A 20,325-nucleotide genomic window follows, 5' to 3' on the forward strand; every position below is an offset into this window, starting at 1 on the left:
GCTGCCCCGACGACCCGCCCTGCCCCCACGTGCCGTGAGCGTCAGGGCGCGAGGCGCTTGAAGAAGAGGACCGTGGGGTGCAGCTCACCGTCGGTGTGCCGCGCCCAGTCTGGAATCTCTCCGGCACGCTGCCATTGGCAGTGCCGATAGACGGCCTCCGCCTTCGAGCCCGCCAGCGTGTCGAGCACCAGCAGCGTGCGCCCCGCGCTCCGGGCGTACTGCTCGACCTCCTGGAGCAGCCGCGACGCGAGCCCCTGTCCGCGGGCCCGCGAGTGCACGAGCAGCTTCTGCACCTCCGCGCGGTGCAGCCCGTTGGGACGCAGCGACGGCGCGAGCTGCACGGTGCCGGCGATGCGCCCGTCCACCTCCGCGACCCAGAGCACCAGCCCCGGCCCCAGCGCCGCGAGCACGCCCCGCCAGTACTCCACCGCCACGTCCCGCGAGAGCGGCGGCAGGAAGCCCACCGACGCGCCTCCGTCCACGGAGTCGATGAGCAGTTCGGCCAGCGCCTCTCGCTCGTCGAGGGTCGCCTGTTCGAGTCTCCGGATGGAAATCATCCCCACCAGTCTAGCGGCTCACGGCGCGACGGGCTTCGGGGGCTTCGGCGCGGGGGTGACGCGGGCGCCGGTGAAGCGCAGCAGCTCGTCCATGAGCAGGCGGCGGCCCCGCTCCGGCCGCTCCAGGTGCACGAAGTGCGTCGCGCCCGGGAGCACCACGGCCTTCACGCTGGCGGCGTGGTTCAGGTGCTCCTGGAGGCGCGTGACGTCCTCCGGCCGGCTCCAGAAGTCGTTCTCCGCGCGCAGGATGAGCACCTTCCCCGTGATGGACGCTCCGTCCCACAGCTGCCGGCCCGTGGCCAGATAGAAGCTGTCCTCCAGCGCCCCGGACGGCGCCCGGAAGGCGAACGGCGTGCGTGACGGCCCCAGCGGATCACTCGTGACCGCCTCGCGCTGGAACGACGCCGCCACCTCCGGGTCCCGCCACTTCACCCGCTCCTCTTCCTCCGCGGGCAGCTGCCGGTCCCACACGGCCATCAGCGACGCACCCGTGTTCCACCGGTAGGCGCCAATGCCCTCCGCGTTGAAGTGCCCCGGCCGCTTCGGGTCCTCGAAGTCCGTACCCTTGCCCAGCATCTTGTGCTCCGCGCTGCCCGCGTACAGCGCGTTGAGCATCACCAGGTGGCTGACGTTGTCCGGATGGAGGCTGGCGTACATGCCCGCCCAGTGACCTCCCGTGGCCCAGCCCACCAGTCCCACGCGGCGCTGCCCCGTGCGCGCCTTCACCCAGCCCACCACCGCGTGCACGTCCTGGACGACTTCATGTGAGCCCACCAGGGGCCGGCCCTTCGCGGGCGTGCTCATGGCCAGGGGCCGCGTGGAGCCGCCATAGCCGCGCGCATCCAGGAGGTACACCGCATGCCCCGCGCGGGCGAGCTCCGCCGCGATGGAGCCGCCCTCGACGGGCAAATCGAACGAGGCCCGCCCCGGCACCCGCGCGCCGTGCAGGAGGATGAGCGGCGGCAGGTTGGCCACCTGCATGCCCGTGTCCTTCACCTCGCGCACGGACACCTCGATGCCCTCGTCTGACGGCACCAGGAACTCCGCGCGCGTCACCTCCGCCCGCGCACCGGCTCCGAACAGCGCGCCCAGCACCACCAGCGTCCGGACCACGGCCGCGCCTTCGCGATGCATGCCCAACTTGCCCTCCCCGCTCCGTAGACTGATTGCGCGATCCTGCCAGGAGCCCCGCCCGGACACACGTCCCGGCCGCCCCACCGTGCAACGCTTGCCGTCCGTGCAAGCCTTGCCGTCCCGCACGCGTCGTGGAAGCGCAAGGCTTGCCGTTCCCCGAGCCCTCCTTCGACACGCGCCCCAGGGACGCGGCGCTGGCATCCCCGTTGCTCATGGCCCGCCACGTTCCCCGCTGGCGACCCGGCCGGGACGAACCCCGGCCAGCCGGACGCATCGCTGGCATTCCCAAACGACGGACGGAGAAGCGACATGCACACGAATCACTTCGCGCGAAAGCTGTTCCTGGCGGCCCCCCTTTGCCTCTTCGCGGTGGGCTGTGGCGGCGACCCGATGATGGACGAGACCCTGTCGGGCGAGGCCCCCGCGGGCGAGGCCGTCACCGAGACCGCCACCCCCGTCGCGCCCGAGGACGCGTCCCTCGCGACGAGCGAGCAGGCTGTCACCCTGGGTGGGACCTACTGGTGGGGCACCTCCAACAACGGCCTGACCTCCACCGCCATCGGGACCTCCACGGGCCGGACCTGCTTCCTGACCGGCATCCAGGGCAACCTCAAGGGCACCAGCTGGGCCAGCGCGGGCGTGTACCAGTACGCCGGCAACTGGCAGCTCTTCGTCAACCACACCAACAGCAAGGCGCTGGGCACGGGCGTCCAGTGCCTCAACACCGCCACCAACCGCACCGCGGAGATGGCCTGGTACAAGGGCCAGGCGGCGAAGCTGCTGGGCGCCGTCACCGCGGACCGCCGCTGCTTCCTCACGCAGGTGGAGGCCGCGGGTGGCTTCACGTCCAACTCCGACTACGCCCGCGTCTGGAACGACGGCAACAACTGGTACCTGGGCGGCAACCTGGGCGCGTCCGGCGGCGCCCGCGCCATCTGCGTGGACGTCCCCACGGCCCAGGGCGGCTGGCTGTGGATCGCGGGCTACCCGGGCACCTTCACGCACAACCTGGACTACAACCCCGGCGGCGTGGCCTGCCTGCTGTCTGGCATCGGCGGCAACTTCAGCACCAGCGACTTCAACGACGGCGTCTCCATCGACTACAACAGCGGCACCCGCTACTGGGAGATGACGGTCAGCAACAGCAAGCGCGGCTGGAGCAACTGCGTCAAGTAATCCAAGCAAGTGTCCGTTTCGCGCGGGGCGGTGGGGGCCCGCCGCGAAACGGATGGCGCATCGCCCGCGCGTGTGGTGTCACCCTCCTGCCGGGCGCATGCACCGCCCGCGCTGGAGGTCACCCACGCCATGCAGGACGTCGACATCAAGACCGCGGATGGAGTGATGGACGCGAAGCTCTTCCAGCCGGAGGGCTCGGGACCGTGGCCGGCGGTCATCATGATTCCGGATGCCTTTGGCGTCCGGCCCGTCTCCGAGGAGATGGCCCGGCGCCTGTCGAAGTCCGGCTACGTCGTGCTGCTGCCCAACGTGTTCTACCGGGAGGCGCCCGCCTCGAAGCTGGACCTCAAGGGCACCTTCGCGGATGAGGCGTTCCGCAAGCGCATCTACGGACTCATCGGCACGCTGACGCCGGAACGGCTGAAGCTGGACGCGGGCGCTGAATTGGACTTCCTCGCCCGGCAGCCCTTCGTGAAGGGCCCGAAGGCGGGCGTGGCCGGCTACTGCTTCAGCGGCGGCATCGCGGTGCGCATGGGCGCGGACTTCCCGGACCGCATCGGCGCGGTGGCGTCCTCCCACGGCGGCCGCCTGGCCACGGATGCGCCCGACAGTCCCCACCGTCTGGTGAGCCAGGTGAAGGCCGAGCTGTACTTCGGCCACGCGGACCAGGACAACTCCATGCCCGCGGACGCCATCCGCACGCTGGAGGCGGCGCTGAAGGACGCGGGCGTGAAGTACCGCTCGGAGCTCTACCCCGGCGCGCAGCACGGCTATTCGGTGCCGGGCACGCCCCAGTTCAACGCGGAGGTCGCGGAGACGCACTGGAGCCGGCTCGAGGACCTGTTCGGCCGCACGCTGAAGGCCTGAGCCCCCACCCGATGTCCCCCGTGCGGCAGCGGCTGCTCTCCATCTTCGGCGGCTCGGTGGGCAACCTCATCGAGTGGTACGACTTCTACGTCTACTCGGCGTTCTCGCTGTACTTCGCGCAGGCGTTCTTCCCGGACGCGGATCCGCTGGTGCAGCAGCTCAACACCGCCGGGGTGTTCGCGCTGGGCTTCCTCATCCGGCCGGTGGGCGGGTGGTTGATGGGGCTCTACGCGGACCGCCAGGGCCGCAGGTCCGCGCTGACGTTGTCCGTCACGCTGATGTGCCTGGGCTCGCTGATCATCGCCGTGTGCCCCACGTACGCGCGCATCGGCGTGGCGGCGCCCGTGGTGCTGATGCTCGCGCGGCTGCTCCAGGGCCTCTCCCTGGGCGGCGAGTACGGCACCAGCGCCACCTACCTGAGCGAGGTGGCCACCTCCCGCCACCGAGGCTTCTACAGCTCCTTCCAGTACGTCACGCTCATCATGGGGCAGCTGCTGGCCACGCTGACGCTGCTGGTGTTGCAGCGGCTGGTGTTGACGGGCCCGCAGCTGGAGGCCTGGGGCTGGCGCATCCCGTTTGGCATTGGCGCGGCGCTGGCCATCTTCGGCTTCTACATGCGCCGCAACATGGTGGAGACGGAGGCCTTCACCCGCGAGGCCGCGAAGAAGTCCGAGCACGACCCCATGCGGGAGTTCTTGCGCCACCCGAAGGAGATCGCCGTCGTGGTGGGGCTCACGATGGGCGGGACGCTGGCCTTCTACACCTACACCGTCTACATGCAGAAGTTCCTGGTGAACTCCGTGGGGCTGACGCGGGACGAGGCCACGCTCATCTCCGCGGGCTCGCTGTTCCTCTACATGTTCCTCCAGCCGGTGCTGGGGTACGTCTCCGACCGCGTGGGGCGCAGGCCGGTGCTGATGGGGTTCGGTGTGCTGGGCACGCTGTGCACGGTGCCGCTGCTCACGGCGCTGACGCGGACGCGGGACGCCTTCACCGCGTTCCTGCTGGTGCTCGCCGCGCTGGTCATCCTCTCCGGCTACACGTCCATCAACGCCGTGGTGAAGGCGGAGCTGTTCCCGGCGCGCATCCGCGCCCTGGGCGTGGGGCTGCCCTACGCGCTGACGGTGTCCCTCTTCGGCGGCACCGCGGAGTACGTGGGCACGCGTCTGAAGCTGGCCGGGCACGAGCCGTGGTTCTTCTGGTACGTCACGGCCTGCATCTTCTGCTCGCTGCTGGTCTACACGGTGATGCCAGACACGCGGCGCCACAGCCGCATTGACGCCGCGTCCTGAAGCGCCTGCTGGCAATGCCTGCCCCAGGCGGGACGTGCTATGCGCGCGCGCCCATGACGTCTCCACTCCTGACGCTTCCCCTGCTGCTCCTGCTGGGACAGGCCTCCGCACCCACGTCCACCGAGCCGCCCTTCCAGGCGCGGCTGTCCTTCTACGCCACCGACGAGGGCATCGACACCCAAGGCGCCCCCACCGGCACCTCCTTCCACGCGGCGCTGGAAGGACATACGCCGGAGCTCGCGTCGGGCCTGCGCGCGGAGGCCGCGCTGTCGTTCTTCCTCACCCTGGGCAACTCGCAGGGCATGGGCTTCTCGGACAACGGCAGCACCTTCCGGCTGCGCTACCGGCCCTCTGGATGGGAGGCCGGAGAGGGGCTCTCCGCGGTGGTCCACCCCATGTCCACGTCCCGGCTCTACATGGGCTTCACCTACCCGGTGACGTGGGAGCGGCAGGCCTTCCCGCGCCGCTCGGCCGCCGAGTCCGCGCTGGAGCTGCGCCTGTCCCGGCAGCGGTGGGACGCCTTCGTGGCGCTCAAGTCCGCCCCCGTGTTCGACGACCTGGAGCTGGAGGCTTCGCGCCGCTACGCCCTGCTCGCGGGCGGCTTCCTGGACGTCACGCCCGAGGTGCGGCTGGCCGCGAAGGGCACCGTGCTCGACCGGGGGCAGATCCCCGGCGTCGCGAACCTGGGCATCGAGATGCACGTCCCCGTACGCGGGGCCTCGCTGGGCGCGGTCTGGCACCGGGGCGCGCCCATCGGGAACAACGTCGACCTGGCCCTGTACCAGGGCGACCCGACCTTCTTCGAACGCTTCTTCCAGCCGGAGACGTACCCCGGCGGTTTCGCCGCGTCGGTGTCGCTGGAGGGCAGCATCGTGTCCCAGGGCTTGCATGATCGGGAGACCGACCCGCCCCAGCGGCGCACCCAGCCGTCGGGGGCTGGAGCCCTGGAGGCCCGGGTGAAGCAGGGCTTCTGGCGGGCGCATGTGCTGGCCTACGTCCGCTCCCTCGGATTCATCCAGGTCGACGTCCCCGGGTTCCCCCCGTACCAGGCCTTCATGAGCGACGCGGAGACCCGCGCGGAGGTATCCGGCACGCTGAGCAGTGACTACCACCTCCAGGACTGGGGGCTGACGCCCGGGCTGCTCGTGCGCGTCACCCGCCCCGCCTCGTTGCGGAACCCACCGGTGAGCCCCCTGATCAGCAACTCCACCGCCGTGTTCCAGGGGCCCAACAGGCTCACCCTCCTGCCCGAAGGCGAGGACCCGAAGCTGGTGGTGACGGTGAAGGCCACGGCGCGCTGGGACCTGGGAACGATTGCCGGCGTGCTGGCGGAGGTCTCCTACACGCACGACCCGAACCGGACCCTCTTCGAGGATGACGAGACGGGAGTCTCCCGGCCTGTCTTTCAACCCGCCGGCGCGGTGGGCGTGAGCGTCCTGCTCCAGGCCCGCTTCTGACGTCAGAAGGCCGTGCGGGTGAGCGCGATGTCGGCACCCGCCCAGGCCTTCTTGAAGCGCTGCTGCACGGCGGAGGCCTCGGCCGTGCGGCCCTGCCCCTTGAGCGACTGGGCGAGTCCGAAGAGCGCCCAGCCGTTGCCGGGGTTGCGGCGCAGGTCCTCGCGGTAGACGGCCTCCGCGGCCTTGTACTGCTCCGCGTCCAGCAGCGCCGCGCCCTGGAAGTGACGCACGGGGTAGAACCAGTCACTGGGCTCCGAATAGGCCAGCTGATCCGCGGCGCGCACCGCGTCCTCCCAGCGAGTCAGCGCGTCCGCGCAGCCCTGGCGCTCCGCGATGGAGGCGTCGAGCACGCGGGCCGCTACGTCCAGCACGTCCTTCGCCGAATTGTTTCCGGCGGTCATCGTGTCGGGGACGTTGGCGGCCAGCTTCACCAGCTCCGCGTGCTCCGCGCGGGCCTCCTTGAACTCCCCATTCGCCGCGAGCGCCAGCCCGTGCGCGTGCAGCCACAGCCCCGTCAGCACCGGGTACTTCGGATCCGGCCGCGGCTCCGTGAGCAGTTCGTCGTAGTGCCCGAAGCGCACCATCGCGAGCAGGGGTTCGGAGGCGAAGAAGTCCATGCCCGGCATCTCCTTCAGCATCTCCGGCGGCAGGACGTTCGCGGACTCGCGCGCGGCGCGGATGGACTCCCCCGCGCGTCCCTCCATGGACGAGGAGAACGACAGGAAGCCCCAGTTGTGGGCCAGGTACATCGGGTAGTACCCGATGGGCTCCACCTGGCGCAGATAGTCATTGTCCGCCTGGACGGCGCGGCGGTTGCTCTCCGAGGCATCCGCATACCGGCCCACCCGCTGGTAGATGTGCGCCGGCATGTGCACCACGTGTCCCGCGCCGGGCATCAGCCCCGGCAGCCGGTCCGCGGAAGCCAGCGCGCGCTCGGGATGCTCCGAGGCCTCGACGGCGTGGATGTAATAGTGATTGGCGCCCGGATGGTTCGGCGCGCGCGCGAGCACTGTCTCCAGCCGCGAGACAATCTCTCCCGTCCCCGGCTCCGGCTTGCCCTCCAGTGTCCACAGCTTCCACGGGTTGAGGTTCATCAGGGACTCGGCGAAGAGCACCTGCACGTCGTTGTCGTCCGGGAAGCGCTTCGCCACGTCGCGCATGGCGTTGGCGTAGGACTGGGAGAAGGGCTTCATCTGTTCGGGCGTGCGGGGCTCCGGCCCGCCGTAGCGCCGGGACAGCGCGCCGATGAGCGCCTGCTCCGTGGGAGTCGCCGTGGGAGCGAGCGCCTGGGCCTTTTGCAGGGCCGTCCACGCGGTCGCGGCCCGGTCCGGCAGCATGGGCACGTTGTAGTTGGGCCCCAGCACCAGGGCGACGCCCCAGAAGCAACTGGCGCAGGAGGGGTCCAGCTGCGCGGCGCGGGCGAACGAGCGCGCGGCCTCGTCGTGGTTGAAGGCATACGTGAGCCGCAGGCCCTGGTTGAAGAAGGCCTGCGCTTCGGGCGACCGGGTCGTCACCTTCCGCTGGAGGGTTCCCAGGTCATCGAAGAGCACCGCGCCCTGGGCGAGCGAGGTCAGGCTCGACAGCGCGGAAGGCTTGCCATGCGTTCCGTGCGCGGCCGAGCTGGCGTCCTGTGCTCCGGCATACGTCCCCGGAACAATCAAAGACGGGATGAGGATGAACAGGAGTCGCGCGCGCATGAGGTCCCCCCGGGCCTGCGGTCTCCCGGGAACGGTGGGGGGACCTGGCGCACGCGGCAATCGGGCCCAGGCCGGGTATCAATCCAACCGATGAACCCCTTGTCCGGGACGCGTCCGGCGCGAGCGCCTACTTCTCCAGGTCGCCGACGATCTGCCCGAGCGGCGACGGCGTCCCCATGAACTTCTGGAACCGGCTGCGGTCATCCGAGCCCGCGTCGAAGTTCTCGAAGTTCGCCTGGTTCTTGTTCGCGCCGGGCCGGAAGCCCGAGTAGTCCTGGCGCGCGGGGAGCCCGTGCTCGGCGCGGATGGCGTTCTCCGTGGGGGCATTCGGCATGCGCGGCGTGGGGCGCAGGCCGACGGTCTCGAACTCCTCGCGCAGCTGAAGGCGCGTCTCCACGGTGTCCTTCATCGCGGCCGAGTGGCTGGGGTAGCGCTTGAACACCTCCGCGTCCGCGTGCTTGCTGGCGGCCAGGGGGCTGACCTGCACGCCATTGGCGGCGCGCCAGGCGTGCACGGACTCGTGGCCCAGGCTGTTGAAGCGCTGGCTGGGCTGGTTCTCGTTGTAGTTGATGCGGCTGGCCTGGCCCGCGCTGGCCTGGCCGTCGTAGCGGTACGCCGGGCGCAGCGACTGGAGCGTGCCGTCGTGGCGAGGGCGGTGCGACATGGGCATGGCCTCGCTGCGGCCGGAGTAGATGTCCGCCACCGTCAGCGGCTTCTGCGCGGTGCCCGTCGCGCCGGGGTTCACGTGCTGCGTGCGGCCGTTGAGCTCCGTCAGCATCTGGTTGCCCACGGGGCGGCTCATCAGCTGGTGCGTGGAGTTGCGCGCGTCCTGCGTGAAGTCCGCGAAGTCCGCGCCGGACTGACGGCTGTCACGGCGGGTCCGGATGCCCGACAGGTCCGGGTGCACCACGCCGTGGTCCGCCGGCTTGAGCTTGTTCTTGCCATCCTGCAGCTCCAGGGCCGTGGGCGCCTTCTGCGACTTCACCGTCTCCGGCTTCACCGTCCCGGGCGTCGTCAGCTTGGGGGGCGCGCTGGGGCTGCGCGTGCGGGAGCCGGAGGAGAGGGACGGCTTGGAGAAGGAGGAGGAGCGGAGCTTCATGGTGGGCCTCGGCTGCGGAAGACGTCGTGTGCCCTCCCCTACAGCAACCGTCGTGCCGCCCCCGGAGCCCCCGGCCCGCACCTGATTCCAGGGGTTTGCCCCAGCCCCGGGGGCCCTGCCCTGATGGCTGCCGTCATGCGCCTGATGGCGGCTGTCACCAGGGGGCGCGCGGTCCCAGCCCGGACAGCCATGTTAATTTGGTGTTCCCAGGAATCCCCATGCAGCGCCGCATGACTTCACTGGGAGGAAAGAGCCCGCCGTCATGTCGTCGTCCCGCCGAAGCCTGTCCTGGAGCGTCGCAGTCCTGCTGTCCTTCGCGGCCACCGCGGCCTTCGCGGAGCCGTCCGCGCCGGCCCTGGAGATGGCCACGCAGGCGGTGTGTGCCGCCACCGAGTCCTCCGAGGCCCTGACCTCCGAGCCCACGCCCGAGGAGGCCGCGGGGCTGATCTGTTTCTCCGTCCGGTGCTCCTCGGAGGATGACTGCTGGAACGCGTGTCCCAACGCGCGGTCTGTCTCGTGCACGCGCAACGCCTGCTCCTACCAACTCCCGGGCGGTGGCGGCGGTGGTGGCGGTCCGACGTGCCCGTCCACCCGGTGCATCGACGACTCGGATTGCGTCTGCGGCACGACGCAGGGGTGGTGCAACAACCGCGCTTGCGCCTACTAGAAGTTCACGGCGAGCAGGGGGACGGAGGGGCGGGCCTGCAGGTCCCGCGACTCCGCCTCCAGTTGGATCTTCTCTTTGAGCAGATACTGCGAAGGGCAGCGGGGGGAATGGCCGGACGACAGGTGCCGTCCGAAGAGGAAGAGGCGCTGAGCATGTCCGAAGACCTCAACTGGGATGAGGTGCGAGCCCTCGCCGCCCGCGTGGAGGCGGGCGAAGCGTTGGTGCTCACTCAGGACGTGCGCGAACTGCTGCTGCGCACGGCACGCGAGGTGGCCATCTCCGAGGCCGACGCACAGGCAGCCATCCAGGACGTCACCACCGCGACGGCCCTGCTCCGAGAGGAGCGGGGCCGAATCCGAAGCAGCTCCATGCGGATGATGGCTGCGCGATCCGAGGTCCGTCGGCTCCGGCAGGCAGGAGACACCGCGGGCGCTCGAAAGGTGATGGAGGACCTGCTCGCGGTAGAGGTGGTGCCGCTCTACCGCGAACTGGCGGAGATAGCCCTGGGGGACATGGACTGACGGGCGCCCATCCACACTTCGAGCACCGCACCAGTCACTTCTTCACGAGACGGCCTCCGGGCCCAGATTCCTCCAGGAGGAGGGAGTCCTCATGCGAGGCCACCTGGGCGCCGCAGCGGCACTTCCCTGCCTTGAGGTTGGGGCGCCTGCCCGTGTGCACCGGCGCACTCCAGGTGCCGCGAGACAGTGGCCGCGGTGAAGGCCACGTACTCGCCCTTAAGAATGCACCCGCCGTACCCGGCGGCGGTGCACGTGCCCAACTCCTTCTCAACGATGATGGCACGGCTATAGGCACAGCAGGTGCTTCGCGCCCTCTTGGCGTTAGAGGTTGTGGAGCACCTCAGCCCGCATGAACCTCAGTCTGAGCGTGCGAGGCCGCCGTCCTCTTTCAGGCAGTGGGCTGCCGTCTCGCAGTAGCGATCATTGAGTTCTACGAATACCGCGCGGAGCCCGAGCGGCTGCGCGGCCACCAGCGTGGCCCATCGGCCGGAACACCTTTCGCTTACGCCTGCGGAGATCCCATTTTCTCAGCCACGACGGCTTCGGAGCGCGATGACACGAGGCGGTACAGGACCGGCACAGAGGGACACGAGTAAGGGCGCGACGAGGTCCTCTTCGTCACCTCGTCGCCAACCTGTTCCTCAACATCGAAACCTTCCGCGCGCACCCGGATGCTGAAGAAAGCTGCCGGCGTCGGCTCGAGCCCCGTATAGCCGGTCAACAACTCGTTCGCACGGAGGTCCGTGCGACCGAGCAGCCGCACATAGCTGTCCGCGCGGAAGCTGTCACCATTGAGCCCGCGCAACACAATTGCGGTGTGGTGCCGCACGTAGGTGCGGTCGCTGAATACCGAGTGCTCCAAGGTCCATCCGTCGTCACCAAGCAGCCGAGCAAGATCGATCATCGCGGCTTGCGCTCTTGTCATCTCCGGCTCCTGTGACCTGAAGCGTTCTGGCTCTTGCGTTTCACGACTCCCCCTGAATCTGGGGCAGATGTCGGTGTGACGTCCTCCACGCTGCCCGCAGAGCTGACAAAGCGCCATCAGTTCCCCTCCCATGCGTGCGCTGCCCAAGCATGACCTTTTACCACGTCGTGTTGCGGCCTCGCGCGTGCGAAGTCCGCACCGTGCCCATCCACGACAAGACGAAGACGCCGCCGGAGCGACGCCGCGCGCCCGCCGGAACCACTGTGCGCATCGACGGGCTGCGCCTCTCCAGCGAGGCCTGGGTCCGGATCGAGGACCTGACGGCCCAGTTCGGCCGCGCGGGCATCCCTCGCACTCGCCCGTCCCGCGCGCTCGATCTACTGGTGCGGCATCCTGAGGTGGCCACATAGGTGCTGGCAGGTGGCTGCCGCGTCTACCGCTGCGCCACCTGCAGCGTCTCGCTGGATGCGGTAGGCGCAATGGTCCACCAGAACGCCCTGCCGGAGCATGAGGTGCAGGGTTCCCAGTAGCGGGCCGATGACACATCGGCGATGCAGCTCTTACGGCAAGTGCACGCTGAGCCCGCTGTTGGGCTGCGGAAGACCAAGCGCCGTGCCCACACCAATGTTCGTGCGCAGGTCACGCAGCAGGCGATCAGGTACCATCGCCTGCCCGATCCGCATCTCGCTCTCCACGCGCGGGGATTCCGCAGCTTTGGCCCGGTAGATGACCAAGTGCTCGATGTCGTCTTCCTCCGCGCGCCGGCACAAGGCTCGGATGTAGAAACGATTAAATTCCCCTTCCGCAAACGTATCCGGAGCGGTCACGGGAACTCTTGCCATCGAGTTTCCACGCGGTTCATGCGAGTTGAAGTAGCCGGGGCGTCGAAGAGCCTCTGCAAGACTTGCTTCCGTGCCCAACTTGACGGCCTCAAGTAGGTGGCCAGGGTATGCCTTTCTGCCAGCCTCCGTGAGGCGGCCGCTCAGGTAAAGGTTCCCATCGTCAATGTCCTTCTGAACCTCCTCCTCCATGAGTTCCCTGGTGTGCGAATCCAAGTTGAGCCAACGAAACATTTCCCCACCAAGCAGGGGGTGCTGGTACGGCGCCCTGCGCGGTATGGCTATTAACGACCGCACATTCCGGCGGAAACCTGCCCCGTGGGGAGGGGCAGCATCTACCCACCAGGGCCTCGCAGAAAGTTAGCGCGTCAAGCCCAGCAGCCCGCCCCGATCAACCGGAGCAGGCCGCCATGCATCACCAGCCGAACGTCCACCACGCGCCCGCGCCAGCCATCTGCTTACGGCCGTTGGCCTCGGAGAAGGCGAAGAGCCCCAGGCTACCAACCGGAGGACTTCATCCGGGACGAGGACTAGAAGTTCACGGCAATGAGGGGGACGGAGGGGCGGGGCTGCCACTGCCGCGAACGCAGTCCATCGCTGCGGGCCCGCAGGTCCCGCGACTCCGCCTCCAGTTGGGTCTTCTCTTCGACGAGCGCTTCGCGGCGAGCCTTGTTCTCCAGCGCGATGCGCCCTCCCCGGCTGAAGCCCACGACGACCAGCACCACCCCCACGACGCCCACCGCCGTGATGGGCAGTCCCACGAACAGCTTCAGCGTCTGATCCGTGCCCGAGTCCATCAGGCCGTCGATCATCACCGGCACGCCAATGAGCAGCGCCGCCGCCAGAATGAACCCGATGGTCGTCATGACCTTCGAGCTGCGCGGGCGCCCCAGACGGATGCCGTCGATCTCCTCCTGGAGCAGACCCACTCGCTGCGTCAGCTCCTGGATGCGCGCATCCAGGCCCCGGTCCGGAAAGGAGTCGAGGGAACGGGGACCTCCTGAATGCCGGTCTCCGGGGCCTGCGCCACCAGCAGCCGCGCGGAGTGCGCGGGCCCATCCTCCAGCGCCAACAGCGACAACGAAGAGGGCGTGGGCGAGGACGCAAGCATGACGGCGGCGAGCAGCGACAGCATGCAGGGAACTCCTTCCGAGGACGGATGGGCGCGCGACACCAGCACCGCCCTCCACACGAGCCATGGCACGCGGGCCGCGCTGGCTATAGTCCCCAGCCCGATGAAGAAAGCACGCACCGCGAGCCTCACCCTCGATGAGTTCCTCCCCTATCGCCTGTCGGTCGCGGACAACGTCGTGAGCCAGCGCATCGCCCGCGTGTACGCGGCCGAGGACGGCCTCTCCACGCAGGAGTGGCGGCTCATCGCCGTACTGGGCGAGGACGGGGAGCGCTCACAGTTGGAGCTCGTCCGGCGCACGCGGATGGAGAAGGTCCCGGTGAGCCGCGCCGCGCGCGCATTGGAGGAGCGCGGATTGGTGCGGCGCGCCACGAGCCAGAGCGACGCCCGCTCGCGACGCCTGACGCTGACCGCCTCGGGACGCAGGCTCTACCAGCGGATCGCCCCCGCCGCGCTCGAAGCGGAGGCAGAGGTGCTCGCGGAGCTGTCGCCCTCTGAACGCGAGGTCCTGCGCTCGCTGCTGGAGCGCGTGGAGCGCGCCGCCATCCGCGCCCTCAAGCCCGGCCCCTGAGCCTTGCCGGATTGGTTACATCTGTTACTATTTCGGACGCCATGGAAAACGTCCGCCATCTGACAGGCTTTGGAAACGAGCACGCATCGGAGGCTGTCGCCGGTGCGCTTCCCGTAGGCCAGAACACGCCCCAGCGCGTCGCGTTCGGCCTCTACGCCGAGCAGCTCTCCGGCACCGCGTTCACCGCGCCGCGCGGCGTGAACCGGCGCACGTGGCTGTACCGGCTGCGGCCCAGCGCGGGCCACCCGGCATACCGGCCCGTGGAGGCCCGCACGCTGAAGAGCGGACCGTTCCGGGAGGTGCCTCCCTCGCCCAACCGGCTGCGCTGGAGCCCGGCGCCCATGCCCACCACGCCCACCACCTTCCTGGAGAGCCTCTTCACGCTGGGCGGCAATGGCTCCCCGGCCGAGAACGCGGGCGCGGCGGTGCACCTCTACGCGGCGACCGCGTCCATGACGGACACGGCGTTCTTCAACGCGGACGGTGAGCTGCTCATCGTCCCCCAGTCCGGGACGCTGCGCATCGTCACGGAGCTGGGCGTACTGGAGGTCCCGCCCGGCCACGTCGCGCTCATCCCGCGCGGCATGCGCATGCGGGTGGAGCTGCCCGGCGGCCCCGCGCGCGGCTACATCTGCGAGAACTACGGCGCGCAGTTCCGGCTCCCGGAGCTGGGGCCCATCGGCTCCAACGGTCTGGCGAACCCGCGCGACTTCGTGGCGCCGCACGCGGCGTATGAAGACGTGGAGCGCCCCACCCGCGTGGTGCAGAAGTTCCAGGGGAACCTCTGGGAGACGATGCTGGACCACTCGCCGTTCGACGTCGTGGCGTGGCACGGCAACAACGTGCCGTACACGTACGACCTGGCGCGCTTCAACACCATCAACACGGTGAGCTACGACCACCCGGATCCGTCCATCTTCACGGTGCTCACGTCGCCCAGTGACACGCCGGGAACGGCGAACTGCGACTTCGTCATCTTCCCGCCCCGGTGGATGGTCGCGGAGAACACCTTCCGGCCGCCCTGGTTCCACCGCAACGTGATGAGCGAGCTGATGGGCCTGGTGCACGGTGTCTACGACGCCAAGGCGGACGCATTCCTGCCCGGCGGAGCGTCGCTCCACAACTGCATGAGCGCCCACGGCCCGGACCGCAAGACCTACGAAGCCGCCGTCGCCGCGGAGCTGACGCCGAAGAAGATCGACAACACGCTCGCCTTCATGTTCGAGACCCGCTGGGTCATCGCGCCCACGCGCCAGGCCATGGAGAGCCCCGTCCTCCAGAAGGACTACGACGCCTGCTGGGCGGACCTGCCCAAGGCGAAGCTTTCGTCCTCGGGAGGCGGTCAGCCGTGAAGCTCGCCTCGATTGACGCAGGAAGGGATGGACGGCTCGTCGTCGTGACGAAGGACCTGTCCCGGCAGGCGGATGCGTCCGCCATCGCGCCCACGCTCCAGGCCGCGCTGGATGACTGGGACCGCCACGCACCGGCCCTGCTCGCGCTGTCGGAGCGGCTGGAGCGCGGAGAGGTTCCGGGAGCGCCCTTCGACCCCGCCCGGTGCGCAGCGCCCCTGCCCCGCGCCTACCAGTGGGCGGACGGCTCCGCGTACGTGAACCACGTGGAGCTGGTGCGCAAGGCGCGCGGCGCGGAGCTGCCACCCTCCTTCTGGACCGACCCCTTGATGTACCAGGGCGGCTCCGACGGCTTCCTGGGGCCGCGCCAGCCCATCCCGCTCGCTGACGAGGCGTGGGGCTGTGACATGGAGGGCGAGGTCGTGGTGGTGACGCGCGACGTGCCGCTGGGCGCCACGCGCGAGCAGGCCCTGGGCGCCGTCGTCCTGGTGGGGCTGGTCAACGACGTGTCGCTGCGCAACCTCATTCCGAACGAGCTGGCGAAGGGCTTCGGCTTCTTCCAGTCCAAGCCCGCGTCGGCGTTCTCGCCGGTGTTCGTCACTCCGGATGAGCTGGGCACCGCGTGGCGGGAAGGCAAGCTGCACCGCCGCCTGGAGGTCTTCCTCGACGGAGAGCCCTTCGGCCGCGCGGACGCGGGCGTGGACATGACGTTCGACTTCGGCACGCTGGTGGCGCACGCGGCGAAGACGCGCTCGCTGTGCGCGGGCAGCATCGTGGGCTCCGGCACGGTGTCCAACCGGGGTCCGGACGGCGGCCCCGGTAAGCCGGTGAGTGCGGGTGGGGCAGGCTACTCGTGCATCGCGGAGGTGCGCGTGGTGGAGACGCTCCGGGACGGCGCACCGAAGACGCCGTTCCTCAAGCGCGGCAACCGGGTGCGCATCGAGATGCGGGACGACTCGGGCGCCAGCATCTTCGGCGCCATCGAGCAGGCGGTCGGCGGGTAGGCGGGGAAAGAAGAGGCCCCTTTCCGTCAGGGCCTCTTGTTCCACCCGTCCAGCGCGCAGCAGGATTCACGCGCGCCTCCCATGCTCCTGACCCTTTCGACGACCCACACGCCCGCGACGGACCTGGGCTACCTGCTGCACAAGAACCCGGAACGGCCCCAGTCCTTCGAGCTGCCCTTTGGACTGGCGCACGTCTTCTACCCGGAGGCCTCCGCCAGCCGCACCACGGCGGCGCTCCTCCTGGAGGTGGACCCCGTCGCCCTGGTGCGCGGCCGTCCGTCGTCCGGGGGCCAGGGCGGCACGTTGGAGCAGTACGTCAACGACCGGCCCTACGTGGCGTCGTCCTTCATGAGCGTGGCGCTGTCCCGCGTCTTCGGCACCGCGCTGTCCGGACGCAGCAAGGACCGGCCGGAGCTGGCCGAACAGCCCATCCCACTCTCCGCCCGCCTGTCGGTGCTGCCCTGCCGGGGCGGAGAAGTCTTCCTGCGCCGCCTCTTCGAGCCGCTCGGCTACACCGTCACCGCGACCCGCCACGCGCTGGATGAGACGGTGCCCGCTTGGGGGGACAGCCGCTACTTCACCGTGACGCTGGAGGGACGCGTGCGCCTGGGCGACCTGCTCTCGCACCTGTACGTCCTCATCCCGGTGCTCGACGACGACAAGCACTACTGGGTCGGCGACGAGGAGGTGGAGAAGCTGGTGCGCCACGGTGAGGGCTGGCTCGCCGCGCACCCGGAGCGCGAGCAGATTGCCCGCCGCTACCTGCGCCACCGCCACAGCCTGGCGCGCGAGGCCCTGGAGCGGCTCGCGGGCGACGAGGCCCCCGAGCCCGAGGAACGCCAGGAGGCGCGCAACGCCGAGGAGGCCGTGCTCGAATCACGCCTGAGCCTCAATGAGCAGCGGCTCCAGACGGTGATGACCGTCCTCCAGGAGCACGGCGCCGCGCGCGTGGTGGACCTGGGCTGCGGCGAGGGCCGGCTGATCAAAGCCCTGCTGAAGGACCGCCGCTTCACGGAGCTCGTGGGCATGGACGTGTCCCACCGCACGCTGGAGATTGCCCACGACCGGCTCGGCATCGAACGGATGCCGGACCTGCAACGGCAGCGCGTGAAGCTGCTGCACGGCTCGCTGCTGTACCGCGACCAGCGGCTCGCGGGCTTCGACGCCGCCACCGTCATCGAAGTCATCGAACACCTGGACATGCCGCGCCTCGCGGCCTTCGAGCGCGTGCTCTTCGAGTACACGCGGCCGGGCCTCATCCTCCTCACCACCCCCAACGCCGAGTACAACGTGCGCTTCACCTCGCTCCCCGCCGGCACCTTCCGCCACCGAGACCACCGCTTCGAGTGGACCCGCGCCGAGTTCGAGGCGTGGGCGGCCAGCATGTGCGAGCGCTACGGCTACACCGTGAGCTTCCTGCCCGTGGGAGAGAACGACGCGGAGGTCGGCGCGCCGACGCAGATGGCGGTGTTCACGCGATGAACCTCCACATTCCAGAGCTGTCGCTCGTCGTGCTGATTGGCCCATCCGGCTCGGGGAAGTCGACCTTCGCGCGCCGGCACTTCAAGCCCACGGAGGTGCTCTCCTCGGACACCTACCGGGGCTTCGTGTCCGATGACGAGAACAACCAGGAGGCGACGAAGGACGCCTTCGAGACGCTGCGCTACGTCGCGGCGAAGCGGCTGGCACGAGGTCTGCTCACCGTGGTGGACGCCACCAACGTGCAGCCGGAGTCCCGCAAGGCCTTCGTAGAGCTGGCGCGCGAGTACCACGTGCTGCCCGTGGCGCTGGTGCTGGACGTGCCGGAGCGCACCTGCATCGAGCGCAACCAGCAGCGGCCGGACCGCGCCGCCAGCTTCCGCTTCGTGCGCAACCAGGTCTCGCAGATGCACCGCTCGCTGCGCGGCCTGGAGCGCGAGGGCTTCCGCCACCTCCACGTCCTCAAGCCAGACGTCATCGAACGTGTGGTGCTGGAGCGCCAGCCGCTCTGGTGCAACCTCAAGCACGAGCGCGGGCCGTTCGACATCATCGGCGACATCCACGGTTGCCGCGAGGAGCTGGAGGCGCTGCTCGCGAAGCTGGGCTACCAGGTGCGTCCGCGCGCGGACGGCACGCCGGGCTTCGACGTGCGTCCACCGGAGGGCCGCAAGGCCGTCTTCCTGGGCGACCTGGTGGACCGGGGCCCGGACATCCCGGGCGTGCTGCGGCTGGTGATGGACATGGTGGAGGCCGGCACCGCGCTGTGCGTGCCGGGCAACCACGAGATGAAGCTCTTGCGCAAGCTGCGCGGCGGCAAGGTCAACGTGTCCCACGGCATGGCCCAGACGCTGGAGCAGATGGAGAAGGAACCGCCGGAGTTCCATCAGCGGGTGGCGAAGTTCATCGACGACCGGGTGTCCCACTACGTGCTGGACGACGGGCGCCTGGTGGTGGCGCACGCGGGCCTGAAGGAGAGCATGCAGGGCCGGGGCTCCGGCCGCGTGCGCACCTTCGCGCTCTACGGCGAGACGACGGGCGAGACGGACGAATACGGCTTCCCGGTGCGCTTCAACTGGGCGGCGGAGTACCGGGGCCGCGCGTCGGTGGTGTACGGCCACCAGGCCGTGCTGGAGGCCGAGTGGGTCAACAACACGCTGTGCGTGGACACCGGCTGCGTCTACGGCGGCCAGCTCACCGCCCTGCGCTACCCGGAGCGGGAGCTGGTGTCCGTGCCCGCGCAGCGCGTGTACTGCGAGCCGGTGAAGCCCCTGGCCGCTCCGGCCCCGTCCGGCCTGAGCGCGCAGCAGCAGGCGGATGACGTGCTGGACCTGGAGGACGTGCGGGGCAAGCGCGTCATCTCCACGCGGCTGGCCGCGAACGTCACCCTGCGCGAGGAGAACACCACCGCCGCGCTGGAGGCAATGAGCCGGTTCGCCATGGATCCGCGCTGGCTCATCTACCTGCCGCCCACCATGTCGCCGTCGGAGACGAGCACCCTGCCCGGCTTCCTGGAGCATCCCCAGCAGGCGTTCGACTACTACCGCAAGGAGGGCGTGGCCCAGGTCGTCTGCGAGGAGAAGCACATGGGCTCGCGCGCCGTCGTCGTCATCACGCGCGACGCGGACACGGCCCGCCGCCGCTTCGGCGTCACCTCTGGCGAGACGGGCGTCTGCTACACGCGCACCGGCCGGCGCTTCTTCACCGACGAAGCCCTGGAGGCCGCGTACCTCGCGCGCGTCCGGGCGGCGCTGGACGCGTCCGGCTTCTGGGAGGAGCTGAAGACGGACTGGGCCTGCCTGGACTGCGAGCTGATGCCCTGGTCGCTCAAGGCCCAGGAGCTCTTGCGCGACCCGTACGCCGCCGTGGGGGCTGCCTCCCGCGCGGCGCTGACGGACGTGGTGTCCGTGCTGGGACAGGCCACCGCCCGGGGACTGCCGCTGGGCGAGCTGTCCGCGCGCTTCACGGACAAGGCCACCCACGTGCAGCGCTACGTGGAGGCGTACCGGCGCTACTGCTGGCCGGTGGCGTCGCTGGACGACGTGCGGCTGGCGCCGTTCCACCTGCTGGCCACGGAGGGCGCGGCCCACGTGAACAAGGACCATGTCTGGCACATGGAGACGCTGGCGCGTGTGTGCCGCGCGGATCCGTCGTTCCTGGTGGCCACGCCCTACCGCGTCGTGGCGCTGGAGGACGCGGACGCGGTGGCCGGCGGCGTGCGGTGGTGGGAGGAGCTCACCGCGCGCGGCGGCGAGGGCATGGTGGTGAAGCCCTTCGGCTTCGCGGTGCGCGGACGCAAGGGCGTGGTGCAGCCCGCCATCAAGTCCCGGGGCACGGAGTACCTGCGCATCATCTACGGCCCGGAGTACACCACGCCCGCGAACCTGGACCGGCTGCGCCAGCGGGGCCTGGGCACCAAGCGCTCACTCGCGCTGCGTGAGTTCTCGCTGGGCGTGGAGGGACTGGAGCGCTTCACGAAGAAGGAGTCCCTGCGCCGCGTGCACGAGTGCGTCTTCGGCGTGCTCGCCCTGGAGAGCGAGCCCGTGGACCCGCGCCTCTGAC

19 protein-coding genes are annotated in these 20,325 nt (G+C 69.8%); 12 read left to right on the forward strand and 7 right to left on the reverse strand.

Going from position 1 to position 20,325, the window contains the following annotated elements:
- Positions 1 to 41: 41 nt before the first annotated feature.
- Together D7X30_RS15390 and D7X30_RS15395 are read right to left on the reverse strand one after the other, a co-directional pair.
- The gene (locus D7X30_RS15390) at positions 42 to 557 is read right to left on the reverse strand and encodes a GNAT family N-acetyltransferase (RefSeq protein WP_120563656.1); all 516 of its coding nucleotides are present in this window, start codon (positions 555 to 557) and stop codon (positions 42 to 44) included.
- A gap of 18 nt (positions 558 to 575) precedes the next feature.
- Entirely contained in the window at positions 576 to 1,691 is a 1,116-nt protein-coding gene (locus tag D7X30_RS15395) for an alpha/beta fold hydrolase (protein WP_120563657.1), read from the reverse strand.
- A 309-nt stretch (positions 1,692 to 2,000) separates the two neighbouring features.
- On the opposite strand from D7X30_RS15395, the gene D7X30_RS15400 reads away from it, so the two are divergent.
- The 4 genes from D7X30_RS15400 to D7X30_RS15415 all read left to right on the forward strand — a co-directional run bounded on the left by D7X30_RS15400 (position 2,001) and on the right by D7X30_RS15415 (position 6,483).
- Positions 2,001 to 2,867 (forward strand): hypothetical protein, encoded by an 867-nt coding sequence (locus D7X30_RS15400; protein WP_120563658.1) that lies wholly within the window; start codon positions 2,001 to 2,003, stop codon positions 2,865 to 2,867.
- Between the two features lie 129 nt (positions 2,868 to 2,996).
- Positions 2,997 to 3,734 (forward strand): dienelactone hydrolase family protein, encoded by a 738-nt coding sequence (locus D7X30_RS15405; RefSeq protein ID WP_120563659.1) that lies wholly within the window; start codon positions 2,997 to 2,999, stop codon positions 3,732 to 3,734.
- Positions 3,735 to 3,745: 11 nt separating this feature from the next.
- Entirely contained in the window at positions 3,746 to 5,026 is a 1,281-nt protein-coding gene (locus D7X30_RS15410) for an MFS transporter (protein ID WP_120563660.1), read from the forward strand.
- Positions 5,027 to 5,079: 53 nt separating this feature from the next.
- Positions 5,080 to 6,483, forward strand: a complete 1,404-nt coding sequence (locus tag D7X30_RS15415; protein ID WP_120563661.1) for a hypothetical protein — start codon at positions 5,080 to 5,082, stop codon at positions 6,481 to 6,483.
- Between the two features lie 2 nt (positions 6,484 to 6,485).
- Here D7X30_RS15415 and D7X30_RS15420 read toward each other — a convergent pair whose 3' ends face one another.
- Both D7X30_RS15420 and D7X30_RS15425 read right to left on the reverse strand, forming a co-directional pair.
- Positions 6,486 to 8,180 (reverse strand): tetratricopeptide repeat protein, encoded by a 1,695-nt coding sequence (locus D7X30_RS15420; protein ID WP_120563662.1) that lies wholly within the window; start codon positions 8,178 to 8,180, stop codon positions 6,486 to 6,488.
- Positions 8,181 to 8,307: 127 nt separating this feature from the next.
- The gene (locus D7X30_RS15425) at positions 8,308 to 9,279 is read right to left on the reverse strand and encodes a type III secretion system effector protein (RefSeq protein WP_120563663.1); all 972 of its coding nucleotides are present in this window, start codon (positions 9,277 to 9,279) and stop codon (positions 8,308 to 8,310) included.
- Between the two features lie 262 nt (positions 9,280 to 9,541).
- On the opposite strand from D7X30_RS15425, the gene D7X30_RS15430 reads away from it, so the two are divergent.
- Together D7X30_RS15430 and D7X30_RS15435 are read left to right on the forward strand one after the other, a co-directional pair.
- Positions 9,542 to 9,946, forward strand: a complete 405-nt coding sequence (locus D7X30_RS15430; protein ID WP_120563664.1) for a hypothetical protein — start codon at positions 9,542 to 9,544, stop codon at positions 9,944 to 9,946.
- 152 nt (positions 9,947 to 10,098) lie between these two features.
- Positions 10,099 to 10,467, forward strand: a complete 369-nt coding sequence (locus D7X30_RS15435; protein WP_120563769.1) for a DUSAM domain-containing protein — start codon at positions 10,099 to 10,101, stop codon at positions 10,465 to 10,467.
- Between the two features lie 502 nt (positions 10,468 to 10,969).
- Here the strand turns inward: D7X30_RS15435 and D7X30_RS15445 are convergent.
- Positions 10,970 to 11,392, reverse strand: a complete 423-nt coding sequence (locus tag D7X30_RS15445) for a hypothetical protein (RefSeq protein ID WP_147443200.1) — start codon at positions 11,390 to 11,392, stop codon at positions 10,970 to 10,972.
- A 149-nt stretch (positions 11,393 to 11,541) separates the two neighbouring features.
- Between D7X30_RS15445 and D7X30_RS42905 the strand changes: the two genes are divergently transcribed.
- The gene (locus D7X30_RS42905) at positions 11,542 to 11,802 is read left to right on the forward strand and encodes a hypothetical protein (RefSeq protein ID WP_233591574.1); all 261 of its coding nucleotides are present in this window, start codon (positions 11,542 to 11,544) and stop codon (positions 11,800 to 11,802) included.
- 150 nt (positions 11,803 to 11,952) lie between these two features.
- Here the strand turns inward: D7X30_RS42905 and D7X30_RS15455 are convergent, their stop codons facing one another.
- Both D7X30_RS15455 and D7X30_RS15460 read right to left on the reverse strand, forming a co-directional pair.
- Positions 11,953 to 12,219 carry a hypothetical protein gene (locus D7X30_RS15455; protein WP_120563666.1) on the reverse strand — a complete coding sequence of 89 codons (267 nt, stop codon included), beginning with the start codon at positions 12,217 to 12,219 and terminating at the stop codon, positions 11,953 to 11,955.
- Positions 12,220 to 12,761: 542 nt separating this feature from the next.
- Positions 12,762 to 13,160: a hypothetical protein gene (locus tag D7X30_RS15460; RefSeq protein ID WP_120563667.1), complete on the reverse strand. Its 399-nt coding sequence runs from the start codon at positions 13,158 to 13,160 to the stop codon at positions 12,762 to 12,764.
- 75 nt (positions 13,161 to 13,235) lie between these two features.
- Here D7X30_RS15460 and D7X30_RS15470 point away from each other — a divergent pair, with 75 nt between their 5' ends.
- The 5 genes from D7X30_RS15470 (at position 13,236) to D7X30_RS15490 (ending at position 20,324) form a co-directional block, all read left to right on the forward strand.
- A complete protein-coding gene (locus D7X30_RS15470) occupies positions 13,236 to 13,934 on the forward strand; it encodes a MarR family winged helix-turn-helix transcriptional regulator (RefSeq protein ID WP_233591575.1) in 699 nt (232 codons plus the stop codon).
- A 41-nt stretch (positions 13,935 to 13,975) separates the two neighbouring features.
- Complete coding sequence (gene hmgA, locus D7X30_RS15475) at positions 13,976 to 15,286, forward strand: homogentisate 1,2-dioxygenase (protein WP_199724327.1); 1,311 nt, start codon at positions 13,976 to 13,978, stop codon at positions 15,284 to 15,286.
- Complete coding sequence (locus D7X30_RS15480) at positions 15,283 to 16,287, forward strand: fumarylacetoacetate hydrolase family protein (RefSeq protein ID WP_120563670.1); 1,005 nt, start codon at positions 15,283 to 15,285, stop codon at positions 16,285 to 16,287. Before hmgA ends, D7X30_RS15480 begins: the two co-directional genes overlap by 4 nt.
- An 81-nt stretch (positions 16,288 to 16,368) precedes the next feature.
- On the forward strand, positions 16,369 to 17,769 hold the full coding sequence (locus D7X30_RS15485; RefSeq protein WP_120563771.1) for a 3' terminal RNA ribose 2'-O-methyltransferase Hen1: 1,401 nt from the start codon (positions 16,369 to 16,371) through the stop codon (positions 17,767 to 17,769).
- A complete protein-coding gene (locus D7X30_RS15490) occupies positions 17,766 to 20,324 on the forward strand; it encodes a polynucleotide kinase-phosphatase (RefSeq protein ID WP_120563671.1) in 2,559 nt (852 codons plus the stop codon). Before D7X30_RS15485 ends, D7X30_RS15490 begins: the two co-directional genes overlap by 4 nt.
- Position 20,325 lies beyond the last annotated feature (1 nt).

The organism is Corallococcus sp. AB011P, assembly GCF_003611605.1.
In the GTDB taxonomy this organism is placed as follows: domain Bacteria; phylum Myxococcota; class Myxococcia; order Myxococcales; family Myxococcaceae; genus Corallococcus; species Corallococcus coralloides.

What these genes read in the sequence shown, in the direction of transcription:
- D7X30_RS15425 (WP_120563663.1), bottom strand. Translation starts at nt 9,279, where the DNA reads ATGAAGCTCCGCTCCTCCTCCTTCTCCAAGCCGTCCCTCTCCTCCGGC.
- D7X30_RS42905 (WP_233591574.1), top strand. Translation starts at nt 11,542, where the DNA reads ATGACCTTTTACCACGTCGTGTTGCGGCCTCGCGCGTGCGAAGTCCGC.
- D7X30_RS15430 (WP_120563664.1), top strand. Translation starts at nt 9,542, where the DNA reads ATGTCGTCGTCCCGCCGAAGCCTGTCCTGGAGCGTCGCAGTCCTGCTG.
- D7X30_RS15420 (WP_120563662.1), bottom strand. Translation starts at nt 8,180, where the DNA reads ATGCGCGCGCGACTCCTGTTCATCCTCATCCCGTCTTTGATTGTTCCG.
- D7X30_RS15415 (WP_120563661.1), top strand. Translation starts at nt 5,080, where the DNA reads ATGACGTCTCCACTCCTGACGCTTCCCCTGCTGCTCCTGCTGGGACAG.
- hmgA (WP_199724327.1), top strand. Translation starts at nt 13,976, where the DNA reads ATGGAAAACGTCCGCCATCTGACAGGCTTTGGAAACGAGCACGCATCG.
- D7X30_RS15485 (WP_120563771.1), top strand. Translation starts at nt 16,369, where the DNA reads ATGCTCCTGACCCTTTCGACGACCCACACGCCCGCGACGGACCTGGGC.
- D7X30_RS15390 (WP_120563656.1), bottom strand. Translation starts at nt 557, where the DNA reads ATGATTTCCATCCGGAGACTCGAACAGGCGACCCTCGACGAGCGAGAG.
- D7X30_RS15405 (WP_120563659.1), top strand. Translation starts at nt 2,997, where the DNA reads ATGCAGGACGTCGACATCAAGACCGCGGATGGAGTGATGGACGCGAAG.
- D7X30_RS15470 (WP_233591575.1), top strand. Translation starts at nt 13,236, where the DNA reads ATGCCGGTCTCCGGGGCCTGCGCCACCAGCAGCCGCGCGGAGTGCGCG.
- D7X30_RS15395 (WP_120563657.1), bottom strand. Translation starts at nt 1,691, where the DNA reads ATGCATCGCGAAGGCGCGGCCGTGGTCCGGACGCTGGTGGTGCTGGGC.
- D7X30_RS15445 (WP_147443200.1), bottom strand. Translation starts at nt 11,392, where the DNA reads ATGACAAGAGCGCAAGCCGCGATGATCGATCTTGCTCGGCTGCTTGGT.
- D7X30_RS15400 (WP_120563658.1), top strand. Translation starts at nt 2,001, where the DNA reads ATGCACACGAATCACTTCGCGCGAAAGCTGTTCCTGGCGGCCCCCCTT.
- D7X30_RS15435 (WP_120563769.1), top strand. Translation starts at nt 10,099, where the DNA reads ATGTCCGAAGACCTCAACTGGGATGAGGTGCGAGCCCTCGCCGCCCGC.
- D7X30_RS15490 (WP_120563671.1), top strand. Translation starts at nt 17,766, where the DNA reads ATGAACCTCCACATTCCAGAGCTGTCGCTCGTCGTGCTGATTGGCCCA.
- D7X30_RS15410 (WP_120563660.1), top strand. Translation starts at nt 3,746, where the DNA reads ATGTCCCCCGTGCGGCAGCGGCTGCTCTCCATCTTCGGCGGCTCGGTG.